Genomic DNA, 12,922 nt, shown 5'->3' on the forward strand with positions numbered 1-12,922 from the left:
AAAGACTACATACTTATTATTAATACAATTCGCCTTTTATTTGAAAATCCTCTAAAATAAAAGATATTTAAAGAAAATAAAAAAATGAGGGAGACTGTACATGACAGAACGTTTGTATTATCAAGACCCGTACATACAGCATTTCACTTCACACATTATAAAGCAAGGAACCGATGAAAACGGCACGTTTGTTGTACTGCAAGAGACAGCCTTTTATCCCACAGGAGGTGGCCAACCTTGCGATATAGGAACTTTAAATCATGTGCAAGTCACACGCGTTGAAGAAATAGAGGGTGAGATTCGCCATTATACAGCCGAGGCTGTTTCTGGAACGATTACCGGAAAAATCAACTGGCCACGCCGTTTTGATCATATGCAGCAGCATGCTGGTCAACATATCTTATCTGCAGCTTTTGCAGAAAAGTTTGGCATACAAACCATTTCATTTCACCTTGGTCGAGACAGTTCTACAATCGATTTACAAATAGAAGAGCTATCACAAGAAACAGTGTTGGCTGCGGAAGAACTCGCTAACGAGATTGTATTTAACAATATACCAATTGAAGTGCGCTGGATGAATGAAGAGGAAGCCAACGCATTACCACTTCGAAAAAAGCCGAAGGTAACCGAAAATATTCGTATCGTCATGATTAAAAACTTTGATTATAGTGGTTGTGGCGGAACGCATCCAAATCGTACAGGTGAAGTTGGAGCAATTAAAATTGTCGACTGGCAACGACATAAAGGACATGTGCGCCTCACATTTCTGTGCGGGTGGCGTAGTATCCGTACTTTGCAGGAAAAACAAACCATTGTAAAAGATGTGGTACGTTTGTTAAATAGCAAAGAACGTGATGTAGCAAGTAAACTTGCAAACCTTATAGAAACACAAAAAGAATTAGAGAAAAGCCTGCGTGAATTACATGAACAACTACTTGCACATGAAGCAAACAGACTGTCACGCACAGCCCGTATACATCCGAATGGAAAGTTGATTGCCGCAATTTCTCACCATTCAATATCTGATTTAGCAAAGATGAGTGCAATGCTGACACAAGATTCGGAGGCAATTGTCCTACTGGTTACGCAAACTGATGATAAAATCCAATGCATCTGCGCGTGCGGCCAGAGTATTGAGCAAAATATGAATGAGGTATTAAAAAGTGTTTTACCACTCATAAACGGCAAAGGTGGGGGCAACGCAAAAAGCGCACGAGGTGGCGGGGAAGCTCCTATATCCGCTGAAAATCTTTTGGAACAATTGATAATCAAAGTTTCTTCTTAAATAAAACAAGGGAGACGCAAACATCTCCCTTTTCCTTTATACCCTCTCGATAATTGTTGCGGTCGCCATGCCGTGACCGATACAAATTGTCAGCAAACCATAACGTGCGTTTCTTCTCTCCAGTTCATGAAGCAAAGATGTCATCAGTTTTACGCCGGTAGCGCCAAGCGGATGTCCAAGAGCAATTGCTCCGCCATTTACATTTACCTTCTGCAGGTCGGCACCAATTTCTTTTTGCCATGCCAGTACAACTGGTGCGAACGCTTCATTAATTTCAACTACGTCTATATCATTGATAGACATATTTGCTTTTTCCAGCACCTTTCTTGTAGCCGGAATAACACCGGTCAGCATCATCGTGGGATCAGAACCTACCACCGTCTGAGCTACGATACGAGCACGCGCTGTTAAACCCAATCGCTCTGCATACTTCCGCTCCAGCAGCAGTATCGCGGCTGCACCATCGCTCATTTGGCTCGCGTTTCCTGCTGTAATCACACCCTCAGCCTGAAATACAGGCTTTAGTCCTGCTAAAATATCGAGCGATGTATCAGCTCGAGGACCTTCATCTGATGTGACTAATATCTCGTTTCCTTCTCCATCCTTTCCTTGCAAAGGCAGTATTTCTTTTGCAAATCGCTCCTCTGCAAGTGCAGTTAGCGCTCGTTGATGACTTTCGTACGCATACTGATTTGCGTCTTCTTTTGTAATGGCGTACTCCTTCGCAATTAACTCAGCAGAAATACCTTGATGAACAAATTTGTATGTTTCATGAAGGCTCTTTGGAATGGTATGCTCATTGCCATCACTTAACATCGGTACCCTTGTCATATGCTCCACCCCGGCAGCAATCGTGATGTCCATGTCACCAGCCTTAATTTCCTGAGAAGCGAAATGAAGTGCCTGCTGTCCGGATCCACACATGCGGTTTATCGTAACCGCAGGAACTGTGACCGGATATCCCGCTGCCAAAGCTGCCAATCTACCAATATTGTGACCTTGCTCACCAATCGGTGTTACACACCCCATTACAATATCTTCAATTAAGCGTTTCTCAATTCCCGCACGCGATGTCACTTCCTTTAACACAGCAGCAGCCAAATGTACCGGGTGAACATCGCGAAACGCACCGTTTCTCTTACCAACAGGAGTTCGTACTGCTTCTACAATAACAACATCTCTCATCGGCTGGCACCTGTTGTTTCTTTATTATAATCATAAAAGCCCTTACCGGTTTTTCTTCCCAAATGACCAGCCTCTACAAGTTTCATAAGCGTTTGCGGCGCACGAAATCTTTCACCAAAGGCCTCTGTCATACCATGACTGGCAAACAGCATGGTATCAAGTCCTACATAATCCGCAAGTTCAAAAGGGCCCATCGGATAATTCAGCCCAAGGCGAATTGCTTTATCAATATCCTCCATACCTGCCACACCTTCTTCGTACATCCGCATACATTCTAACATGTGTGCAGCAATAGCCCTGGATGTTACAAAGCCTTGGCTGTCCTTTACCACCACTGTTTCTTTCCCAATTTCCTTGGAAACTTGTGCAATTGCTACAATGGTTTCATCCGCAGTGCACACACCGCGGACAATTTCAATAAGCTTCATAACAGGCGCGGGATTAAACCAATGCATGCCAATTACTTTTTCTGGACGCTTTGTGCTACTTGCGATAGCAGTCACACTTAGCTCTGAAGTATTAGTCGCCAAAATGGTTTCAGCATCCGCGTACAAATCTAGTTTTGAAAACATTTCTTTTTTCAGCTGTAAATTCTCTGGTACTGCTTCAATAATTAACTCTACTCCTTGACATGCTTCTTGCAATGTTTGCATGGGAGCGATGCAATGAAACACATCCATTGCTTCTTCTTCACACATACGCCCTGCTTTCACAAAACGCCGCAAGCTTTTTTCAATGCTTGTGCATCCTTTTTGTAAGCTTTCTTGGGAAACATCGTACAGCTTAACCTGCTTTCCTCCCATTGCCAAAGCCTGTGCGATACCGCTTCCCATAATGCCTGCTCCAATCACTGCAATACGTTTCATCATGCGCGTGTCTCCAGAGTTTCCTTCACTTTTTCACGAAGTGCTTGCTTTAAAAATTTCCCGACAGACGTTTTGGGGATTTCTTGGAGGAATAAAATATCATCTGGCAGCCACCACTTGGCAAACTGCGGTTTTAAAAACTCGTAAAGCTCCTCCTTATCTACTGGCATATTCTCCTTCAGCACGACGCATGCAATCGGCCTTTCCTGCCATTGTGGATGCGGAACTGCTACTACAGCTGCCTCAAATACAGCTTCATGCGCCATCAATGCATTTTCTAAATCAACAGACGAAATCCACTCACCGCCGCTCTTAATCACATCTTTCACACGGTCGACAATTTTAATTCGCCCTTCCTCATCAATTGTCACTACATCTCCTGTATACAACCACCCATCACGAAACGCATCAGCTGTACGCTCGTCTCGATAATATTCAGACGCAATCCATGGACCACGCATAAGCAGCTCCCCAATTTCTTCGCCGTCCCATTTAATTTCACCGGATTTGCCAATCGCTTTTACTTCTACACAAGGAACAAAATAACCTTGCTTGGCATGAATATCCAGCTTCGCTTCTGAATCCAGGTTCAGTTCATGACTTTTCAATCTTGCCAATGCTACAAGCGGACTTGTTTCCGTCATTCCGTATGCATGTAAAAATGGAATGTTATACTTCTGTTCAAACGCTGCAATCATACTTTTCGGTGCCGCAGATCCACCGCATACAACGCCTCGTAAGCTACTTGTATCGTATGAACCACTTTCAAGCTCCATTAATACACCAAGCCAAATTGTCGGTACACCAGCTGTAAATGTGACGCGCTCCTCTTGAATGAGTTCCAACAAAAGTTTTGGTGTAAACATAGGCCCTGGCAATACCAGTTTTGTCCCAAACCAAACAGACGCATAAGGTAGCCCCCAAGCATTCACATGAAACATTGGCACAACTGGAAGCAGTACATCGCTTTCTGAGATGGCCGCGCTATCGGCCAAACCTAGCGCCATACAATGAAGTACTGTGCTGCGATGTGTATATACAACACCTTTTGGGTTACCCGTTGTAGCTGATGTATAGCACATACCAGCCGGATCATTTTCATCAATATCCTGTAAAAACAGATATGATGGATCTCCTTGTGCAAGCAATTCTTCATAATGATATACTGGCTGTAACGCAGTTGGCGGAAGTTCATGTTTATCCGTCATAATAATAAATGCCTCTACCGTGTTAAGTTCGTCTTTTATGCTCTCAATAAGCGGCAACAAATCTTCATCAATAAGCAATACTTTATCTTCTGCATGATTAATAATATAGGAGATATGATTTGGCGCTAAGCGAATATTAATTGTATGCAGCACGCCACCCATGCCTGGAATAGCAAAATAGCTTTCTAAATGACGATGATGGTTCCAAGCAAAAGTTCCAACTCTATCACCCTTTTGTACACCCAATTTGACAAGTGCACTTGTCAAACGGCGTGTCCGTGCTGCCAGCTCCTTATAGGTCAGTCTCGTAATGCCACTGCTCGTACGAGATACAATTTCTTTTTTGGGAAAATAGCGCTCCGCGTGCTCCATCATGGTGCTAATTCTTAATGGTACATTCATCATATGTAATTCCCTCCAATGACTAGAAATATTAATACTCTATCGCCTTTACGAACACCGCTTTCCTGTAGTGACTCAGCCAGTTTGTCCACCTCGGCACTACTACTCATGCATGCAGCGAATGCCTCGATACGACTTTAGAATAGTTTCTTAACCTGGTGCCTTTTGGTTTGGTATTTCTAAATAAACATCCATACACTTCTCTTTTCTATAAAAACGCTTTCAAAATAACTTAGATAATTACATGCAAAAATTAATGCCTCTCCATATAATTATAGGAATATTCTGATAAATTACAATAGAAAGAAGTCGACATTTTTGTTGCTTCTACAACAAAAACAGACAAACATTTTGGTTTTTGACAAGCTTTATCATATCCTCAGAAAACCGATTGTAAAACTTATATTTTTAGACTATTTAAATTTTATAAAATAAACTGTTTTTCCACAAACGCTAAAAATCAAATTATAATCTTTTTAATACGTTTGGAAATCGGTATAGATTTATAGTAAAGGACGGGGTTTAATGCGCAATTTGTTCGGTGTAGTAATCGGTTCATTATTAGTAGCAATTTCTTTTAACATTTTTCTGATTCCCCACAAAGTCCTGAGCAGCGGCTTAAGTGGTATTGCCATTATTGTAGGGATTTTAACGCCGTTTAATGCGGGCATTGTAAATTTACTTCTTAACCTTCCCATTCTCGTACTTGGGTACATCGGACTTGGAAAACGGTTTATTTTTAATACGATTTTGTCAGTTTTGGTCATTTCTGTAGGTATGTACTATATACCAGTTGTGCCTATCGCTTCAGAAGCACTTTTGTCTTCTTTGTTTGGCGGTGTTATTGCGGGCGCGGGGATTGGACTTGTTTTAAACTGTTTTGGCTCTACAGGAGGATTTGATGTTATCGGTATGCTTATCTCCAAAACACGTGATATTCAACTTGGAGGATTTTTAATTCTATTAAATGCTGTTGTCATTGTTGTTTCAGGCTTTTTCTTCACATGGGATGCCGCTTTAAACAGCTTGCTTTCCATCTATGTAACAGGAAAAGTAATTGATGCAGTTCACACAAAACATCGCAAGCTAACACTTATGATTGTTACAAACAAGGCAGAAGAAATGAAGCAAAGCTTATTAACAAGCGTTGTTCGAGGGATTACATTACTAGAAGGCGAAGGAGCATACTCCAGCGAAAAAAAGCGTGTACTTATGACTGTCATTTCTAAAGAAGAATTATTTGGAATTAAATCATTAATTTCAGAAACAGATCCGCAGGCGTTTGTGAATATCACTGAGACAGTAGAGGTATTAGGACTGTTTCGAAGAGGATAAAAAAGTCGGAGCATTACCGCTCCGACTTTTTATTCTATGTCGCCTTCCCAGGCAAGCATACCGCCACTCATATTCTTTACTTTGTATCCCTTCTCTGTCAAAAATGCCGAGGCACGGCCGCTTCTTGCACCAGAGCGGCACACCATAATATGCTCCTGCTCCTTATCAATCTCTGTAAGTCTTTGCTCCAACTCGCCGAGTGGAATATGAGTTGCACTAGGAATTTTTCCTTGTGCCACCTCTTCATCTTCACGCACATCAATAATGCTCAATTTTTTCTCACGACGTAATTGTTCTACTTCATTCGGTGTAATTTCTTTATACATATAAGACACTCCTTCTCATAACTATTCCTTATATAGCGTTTCAATATGTACCATCTTTATACAAATATATGTTTCACTTTATTGTACAGAAAAGATGGTTATTATGCTAGTCAATTAAAAATGACAGCAAGACTTCACTGTCTCATCGTTATAAATGTCATAATAAGATGTGCGGCCAATCTGCTCGTCATATCACGAAAATCTAGTGTCGGGTCAATTTCGACAATATCCATTGCTTCGACCAGTGATTCCTTCGCTAAAAGTTCTACAGCTTCTAGCAGATCTCCGCTGCTCATGCCTCCTGGTCCTATAGCGGGACAACCTGGTGCAAAGGCTTGATCGAGAACATCCATATCCACTGATACATATATACTATCCACCTGCGAGCGCAATTTGTTAATGCTTTCGGTTAGGATTGCTACAATTCCCATTTTCTCAACTTTCTTCATCTCATATACATGGACATGATGCTGTTTTACATACGTATGATAAGATTTAGCATTAGAAAAATTCCTGATTCCAATTTGCACCAAATGTTCTCCTCGAATGTGACCACCCTCTATTAAATTTCGAAATGGTGTCCCGTTAGATGGACCCCCATCCTCCAAATTGCGAACATCATGATGGGCATCAAATTGAATGACTCCTACTTTTCCCTTATGTTTCGCAAAGCCGCTAATACTTGGGAAGCTAATAGAATGATCACCGCCTAAGATGATGGGAAGCATATTTGGATGTGCTACCATGAGTGCATGCATCGTTTGCTCTATACGCTTATGACATTGATGCAAATCTGTCACATGCATTTCTACATTGCCACAATCATGTAGAACTGTCTTCTTCATATCCTGTTCGCTATCCATATGATATGTGGAGTAAACATCAAGCATACTGCGAATTACATCTGGACTAAGGTGCGCTCCTGAATGGCTGATGGACGTTTTAGCAAGCGGTACTCCGATTAATGCAGGGCCTTGTATTACATCCATTCCATTCCAGGTCTTCACGATGTCGCTCCATTTCGTCACTTCACGATCTACAAACCTCGCTTTCTGCTTTAAATATGGATACAAGATTGCTCCCTCCTCCATACGACTTTTCCCTTCTTCCATACTGTATTGACATGATTTACGCCATAGTGATACGGCACATATAAATAGTTGTATGCATCCCACAGAACTAAATCGGCCTGACGTCCAATTTTAACCTTCCCTGCCGCTTCACCGCGCCTAATGGCGTAAGCGGCATTAACCGTAACTGCATTCCAAATTTCTTCGGGTTTCATTTTAAGCTTTAGCATGGCAATTGTCATAATGAATTGTAAGTTTTCTGTCGGTGAGCTACCGGGATTAAAATCCGTTGCGAGGGCAACCGCTGCGCCTCCGTCAATCATATCGCGCGCTCTGGCATATACCTCTTTGTTTAAATAAAATGTCGTCCCAGGCAATAAAACTGCTATAGTATCAGAGTTTGTAAGCATCTCAATCCCACGATTAGAGGCCCCGCACAGATGATCTGCGGAAACTGCACCAATTTCCACTGCCGCTTCCGTCCCGCCAAGAGGATCAATTTCATCTGCGTGTATTTTGATACCAAACCCCAGTTCCTTTGCTTTTAGAAGAAAACGCTTAGATTGCTCTACCGTAAACACACCTGTCTCACAAAAAATATCCACAAACTCAGCATAGCTGCGAATAGCCGGAAGCATACTCAATATCAACTGCAAAAATTCATCCACACGTCCCTCATACTCCTTAGGCAACGCATGTGCCCCCAAAAAAGTGGAGACAAGATCCACGGGATGATCTTCCAATTCTTTGAGAACAGCCATCTGCTTACATTCTGTTTCTTGATCTAATCCATATCCGCTTTTTGCTTCTACAGTAGTCACCCCAAAAGAAAGCATCCGATCTAAATGAAAACGAGCTTTCTCTCTTAATTCCGTCGCTGTCGCTTGCTTCGTTGCGCGAACAGTAGAATGGATACCTCCACCATGCTTCAAAATCTCTAAATAAGGAACACCTTGTAGCTTCAACGGTACTTCATGCTCTCGTGATCCTCCAAAAACGAGATGTGTATGGGGATCAATAAGCCCCGGTGAAACAAGCTTTCCTTCACAGTCTATTCTTTCTTTTGCTTGTAGTTGCATCGCTTCCGCAGTTGTTCCAACAAACACTATTTTACCGTTGTCTATTCCAACTGCCCCATTTTCAATCATAGGAAGTATACTCATCTTTTTCCCTTTTAATGGACCATCTTCATGATCCATTGTAAGTAATTGTCCGATATTGATAAGCAATGTATCCATCATTAGGCCTCCATCATGGGAATATGCACGCCTTTTTCCTTTGCTGTTTGTATTGCTAAGTCGTATCCTGCATCAACATGACGTACAACGCCCATACCTGGATCAGATGTCAATACACGCTCAATTCTTCTTGCCGCTTCTTCTGTTCCGTCTGCCACAATTACCATACCGGCATGAAGAGAATAGCCCATACCAACACCCCCCCCATGATGTACGGACACCCAGCTTGCGCCGTTCACACTGTTAATAAGTGCATTTAAAATCGGCCAATCTGCAACTGCATCGCTACCGTCTTTCATACTCTCTGTTTCTCGGTTTGGTGAAGCCACTGAGCCGCAATCCAAATGGTCACGCCCGATTACAATCGGTGCAGATAGTTCACCTTTCGCAACCATTTCATTAATAATTCTGCCGAATTTTGCCCGTTCACCATAACCTAACCAGCAAATGCGAGATGGCAGACCTTGAAATGCTACCTTTTCCCGGGCCATTTTAATCCAATTGCATAAATGCGTATTATCAGCAAATTCTCGTAAAATAACCTCATCTGTTTTATAAATATCTTCAGGATTTCCTGATAAAGCTACCCAGCGAAACGGCCCCTTTCCCTCACAAAACAGCGGGCGAATAAAAGCCGGAACAAACCCAGGGAAGCTAAATGCGTTCTCTACACCTTCGTCATAGGCGACTTGACGAATATTGTTGCCATAATCAAACACCACAGCGCCTCGTTTTTGCAATGTAATCATTGCTTTTACATGATCCGCCATGCTCTTTCTCGCCAAAGTCATATACGCATCCGGCTGATTCTTACGCATTTCCGCCGCCTCCACCACAGTCATGCCCGCGGGAACATAGCCATGAAGCGGATCGTGTGCTGAAGTTTGATCTGTAATCAAATCAGGTGTTATCCCGCGCTGCAATAATTGTGGTAAAATCTCTGCCGCATTACCAAGCAAACCGATAGAAAGCGGCTCCCGCTTCGCTTTATGTTCCAGCGCAAGTTGAATGGCTTCATCAAGAGAGTCTGTCAAACGATCGCAGTATTTAGTGTCGATTCTGCGCTCAATACGCTGCCGATCAACCTCAATTACGATGACCACGCCTCCATTCATCGTTACAGCAAGTGGCTGTGCACCGCCCATTCCACCAAGACCAGCCGTTACCGTAAGTGTTCCTTGTAGTGACCCGTTAAAATGCTGTCGAGCTGCTTCCGCAAAGGTCTCATATGTGCCTTGTAAAATACCTTGTGTACCAATATAAATCCAACTGCCAGCAGTCATTTGACCATACATCATGAGACCTTTTTTCTCAAGTTCGCGAAAATGCTCCCATGTGGCCCACTTTGGAACAAGGTTAGAGTTTGCAAGTAACACGCGCGGCGCATCAGGATGTGATTTAAAAATCGCCACAGGCTTGCCTGATTGCACAAGCAATGTCTCATCATCTTGAAGTTTCTTTAATGACTTCACAATTGCACGTAGGCTATCCCAGTTTCGTGCCGCCTTACCAATTCCTCCGTACACAACAAGCTCTTCGGGATTTTCCGCCACTTCCGGATCTAAATTATTTAGAAGCATACGCAGCGCTGCTTCTTGTATCCACCCTTTTGTATTTAATTCTGTTCCTCTCGGGGCTCTCAGCTTCATCTGTTCCATATTTACACCTCTCATTTTTTATTTAATGGCTCTGTTAAAGTTCGTTTTTGATTTCCATTACGAGGATTCGCTTTCTGCGGACAGTCAGGGAGCCTCCTCAGTACTACGCGACTGCGGAGTCTCCCTTTGACTCGCTTTTTTCCACACTCACCCCCTCCACTCCCATCAACAAGTGTCTATTAGCAACATTAGGCTTTAACACAGCCTATTTAATACAAATTGATGTAACCAATCTGTTTTTTGCAACCAATCCGTTAGCATTTCAATATCAATTGAAAATACACGATCTTTTTTAATAGATGGTACAACCTGTCTTCCTTGGTAATAAAAATCTCTTGTCGTACTGCTCATCTTCTCCACACCTCTGTATTCTGCAGCTTGCATCGCACAAATCATTTCAATAGCTAATACACGGCGTACGTTCTGGATAATACTGTAAGCATGACGCGAGCCGATCGTACCCATACTAACGTGGTCTTCTTGATTGGCGGAAGAAGGAATAGAGTCAACACTTGCAGGATGTGCCAAAGTTTTGTTTTCTGACACCAACGAGGCTGCCGCATACTGCATAATCATCGCTCCGGACTGTAAACCAGGCTCCGGGCTTAAAAATGCAGGCAAATCACTGAGTTGCGGATTCACAAGCCGCTCGATCCGCCGTTCGGAAATGTTCGCGAGCTCCGCAACGGCAATTTTCATGAAGTCCATAGAGAACGCAATGGGCTGTCCGTGAAAATTCCCTCCTGAAATTACCGTTTCATCTACAAAAATAAGCGGGTTGTCTGTGGCTGCGTTCATTTCAATTTCCAGCTTTTCTTTCACATAGTGTAACGCTTGCCAAGTAGCACCGTGCACCTGCGGGATGCATCTCAAAGAATATGCGTCCTGCACACGAATATCCCCTTGCCGCGTTATAAGCTTACTGTCTTGTAAATAATTCCGCATACGCGCTGCAACGTCTACTTGCTCTTTATACCCCCTTGCTTCATGTATACGGCTATCAAAGGCGTCTATGATACCTCGAAGTCCCTCTAGCGTCATAGCGGCTATTAATTCCGATTGAAACGCAAGCTTTTCTGCTTCTAAGTATCCCACAATGCCCATTGCGGTCATCGCTTGCGTGCCATTAATTAAAGCTAACCCTTCTTTTGCTTGCAGTATAATGGGGGACAACCCTTCCTTCGTTAAAGCTACCATCGCATGAACGCGTGCTCCTTGATAAAACACTTCTCCTTCTCCCATTAAAACGAGGGCAAGATGAGACAACGGTGCCAAATCACCGCTTGCTCCTAAAGAACCTTGCTGCGGAATGACTGGATGAATGCGTCTGTTTACTAACTCTAAAAGCAAGTTAATAACAAGTGGTCTGATACCTGAAAAGCCTTTTAATAATGTATTCGCACGTAAAATTAACATCGCCCGCGATACAATTTCCGAAAAAGGCTCCCCTACTCCACAAGCGTGTGACATAATCAAGTTATACTGCAGCGCCTCTGTATCTTCTTGTTTAATTAAGATATCACTAAATTTCCCAAACCCCGTTGTAATCCCATATACTACTTTCCCATTAGAAACAATTTTATCTACCGCCTCACGGCAAGCGGCTACTTTTTCCATACTCCTTTGACAAGCAACGACTTTTTCATTCTTGTGTAAAAGACGATTCATCTCATGAAGTGATAATGAATGCCCTGTTAATGTAATCATATACTCTTCCTTTCCCCTAAAAAGACAAAAGGAGACCTTACCTCTTAAGATACAATTATCTCAAAAAGCAAGGCCCCCTCATTTTCTCTTCACTATGGGCTTATTATATGTGATTAATTCCAAGTCCTATTGCCTCGTGCTCTAACCCCTTTACAGGCGCTCCGATTGTACCGTACAAAGCGACGGCAATCCAATCACCTTCACTCTCACATGCGTAAGGATTTCCACGAACTATGGCAAAGCGTAAACCAACTGTACGAAGCACGTCTCCTAATTGCACTTGACCTCTTGTAACTCCGTAGAATGCTTCCATAATTGCATGATACAATGCATGTGTTTCTCTGTATACATCTGCTTTAATGATATGCTGACTTTTCGCTGCAGTTTCCATCGCTGCCACCACTTTTTGCGAATTCATGGAACCGACCTTTCCGATGCAATAATGCCATTCAGGCGGAATAAGTTCGACAGACACTTCCCCTTCATCAGCAAGTGCCAGCAGCATTGCCAGACGGCCGATACGGTTCGTTTTTTCCAGCATAACACACTCTCTTTTCTTATTATTCTATAATTTCATACTATATGAAAGCGCTTTAAATAGTCAATGTTTTCATGAAAAATTTAATTGTATATAGTTTATAT

Annotated in this window: 11 protein-coding genes; 2 read left to right on the forward strand and 9 right to left on the reverse strand. The window is 42.6% G+C overall.

The window, feature by feature from the left end:
- Positions 1-100: 100 nt before the first annotated feature.
- Entirely contained in the window at positions 101-1,285 is a 1,185-nt protein-coding gene (locus MUG87_RS05350) for an alanyl-tRNA editing protein (RefSeq protein WP_247086253.1), read from the forward strand.
- Between the two features lie 36 nt (positions 1,286-1,321).
- Here the strand turns inward: MUG87_RS05350 and MUG87_RS05355 are convergent, their stop codons facing one another.
- Genes MUG87_RS05355 through MUG87_RS05365 form a run of 3 tightly spaced genes read right to left on the reverse strand, consistent with a single transcriptional unit; the run spans position 1,322 to position 4,949 of the window.
- Positions 1,322-2,470: a thiolase family protein gene (locus MUG87_RS05355; protein ID WP_247086255.1), complete on the reverse strand. Its 1,149-nt coding sequence runs from the start codon at positions 2,468-2,470 to the stop codon at positions 1,322-1,324.
- Positions 2,467-3,339 carry a 3-hydroxyacyl-CoA dehydrogenase family protein gene (locus MUG87_RS05360; RefSeq protein ID WP_247086257.1) on the reverse strand — a complete coding sequence of 291 codons (873 nt, stop codon included), beginning with the start codon at positions 3,337-3,339 and terminating at the stop codon, positions 2,467-2,469. Before MUG87_RS05360 ends, MUG87_RS05355 begins: the two co-directional genes overlap by 4 nt.
- Positions 3,336-4,949 carry a long-chain fatty acid--CoA ligase gene (locus tag MUG87_RS05365; RefSeq protein WP_247086259.1) on the reverse strand — a complete coding sequence of 538 codons (1,614 nt, stop codon included), beginning with the start codon at positions 4,947-4,949 and terminating at the stop codon, positions 3,336-3,338. Before MUG87_RS05365 ends, MUG87_RS05360 begins: the two co-directional genes overlap by 4 nt.
- A 522-nt stretch (positions 4,950-5,471) precedes the next feature.
- On the opposite strand from MUG87_RS05365, the gene MUG87_RS05370 reads away from it, so the two are divergent.
- Positions 5,472-6,281: a YitT family protein gene (locus MUG87_RS05370; protein ID WP_247086261.1), complete on the forward strand. Its 810-nt coding sequence runs from the start codon at positions 5,472-5,474 to the stop codon at positions 6,279-6,281.
- Positions 6,282-6,310: 29 nt separating this feature from the next.
- Here MUG87_RS05370 and MUG87_RS05375 read toward each other — a convergent pair whose 3' ends face one another.
- The 6 genes from MUG87_RS05375 to hutP form a co-directional block, all read right to left on the reverse strand.
- Positions 6,311-6,607: a rhodanese-like domain-containing protein gene (locus MUG87_RS05375; RefSeq protein WP_247086263.1), complete on the reverse strand. Its 297-nt coding sequence runs from the start codon at positions 6,605-6,607 to the stop codon at positions 6,311-6,313.
- A 134-nt stretch (positions 6,608-6,741) separates the two neighbouring features.
- Positions 6,742-7,698: a formimidoylglutamase gene (hutG, locus tag MUG87_RS05380; protein WP_247086265.1), complete on the reverse strand. Its 957-nt coding sequence runs from the start codon at positions 7,696-7,698 to the stop codon at positions 6,742-6,744.
- The gene (gene hutI / locus MUG87_RS05385; protein ID WP_247086268.1) at positions 7,665-8,918 is read right to left on the reverse strand and encodes an imidazolonepropionase; all 1,254 of its coding nucleotides are present in this window, start codon (positions 8,916-8,918) and stop codon (positions 7,665-7,667) included. The genes hutG and hutI overlap by 34 nt, the downstream gene beginning before the upstream one ends.
- Positions 8,918-10,573: a urocanate hydratase gene (hutU, locus tag MUG87_RS05390; protein WP_247086270.1), complete on the reverse strand. Its 1,656-nt coding sequence runs from the start codon at positions 10,571-10,573 to the stop codon at positions 8,918-8,920. Before hutU ends, hutI begins: the two co-directional genes overlap by 1 nt.
- A gap of 195 nt (positions 10,574-10,768) precedes the next feature.
- Positions 10,769-12,280 carry a histidine ammonia-lyase gene (gene hutH / locus MUG87_RS05395; protein ID WP_247086272.1) on the reverse strand — a complete coding sequence of 504 codons (1,512 nt, stop codon included), beginning with the start codon at positions 12,278-12,280 and terminating at the stop codon, positions 10,769-10,771.
- A 103-nt stretch (positions 12,281-12,383) separates the two neighbouring features.
- Positions 12,384-12,821 carry a histidine utilization transcription antiterminator HutP gene (gene hutP / locus MUG87_RS05400; protein WP_247086274.1) on the reverse strand — a complete coding sequence of 146 codons (438 nt, stop codon included), beginning with the start codon at positions 12,819-12,821 and terminating at the stop codon, positions 12,384-12,386.
- Between the last annotated feature and the right edge of the window lie 101 nt (positions 12,822-12,922).

Origin of the sequence: Ectobacillus sp. JY-23 (genome assembly GCF_023022965.1) — a bacterium.
GTDB lineage: Bacteria > Bacillota > Bacilli > Bacillales > Bacillaceae_G > Ectobacillus.

Coding starts and splice junctions, on each gene's coding strand:
- MUG87_RS05350 (WP_247086253.1), top strand. CDS start 101: ATGACAGAACGTTTGTATTATCAAGACCCGTACATACAGCATTTCACT.
- MUG87_RS05355 (WP_247086255.1), bottom strand. CDS start 2,470: ATGAGAGATGTTGTTATTGTAGAAGCAGTACGAACTCCTGTTGGTAAG.
- MUG87_RS05360 (WP_247086257.1), bottom strand. CDS start 3,339: ATGATGAAACGTATTGCAGTGATTGGAGCAGGCATTATGGGAAGCGGT.
- MUG87_RS05365 (WP_247086259.1), bottom strand. CDS start 4,949: ATGATGAATGTACCATTAAGAATTAGCACCATGATGGAGCACGCGGAG.
- MUG87_RS05370 (WP_247086261.1), top strand. CDS start 5,472: ATGCGCAATTTGTTCGGTGTAGTAATCGGTTCATTATTAGTAGCAATT.
- MUG87_RS05375 (WP_247086263.1), bottom strand. CDS start 6,607: ATGTATAAAGAAATTACACCGAATGAAGTAGAACAATTACGTCGTGAG.
- hutG (WP_247086265.1), bottom strand. CDS start 7,698: ATGGAGGAGGGAGCAATCTTGTATCCATATTTAAAGCAGAAAGCGAGG.
- hutI (WP_247086268.1), bottom strand. CDS start 8,918: ATGATGGATACATTGCTTATCAATATCGGACAATTACTTACAATGGAT.
- hutU (WP_247086270.1), bottom strand. CDS start 10,573: ATGGAACAGATGAAGCTGAGAGCCCCGAGAGGAACAGAATTAAATACA.
- hutH (WP_247086272.1), bottom strand. CDS start 12,280: ATGATTACATTAACAGGGCATTCATTATCACTTCATGAGATGAATCGT.
- hutP (WP_247086274.1), bottom strand. CDS start 12,821: ATGCTGGAAAAAACGAACCGTATCGGCCGTCTGGCAATGCTGCTGGCA.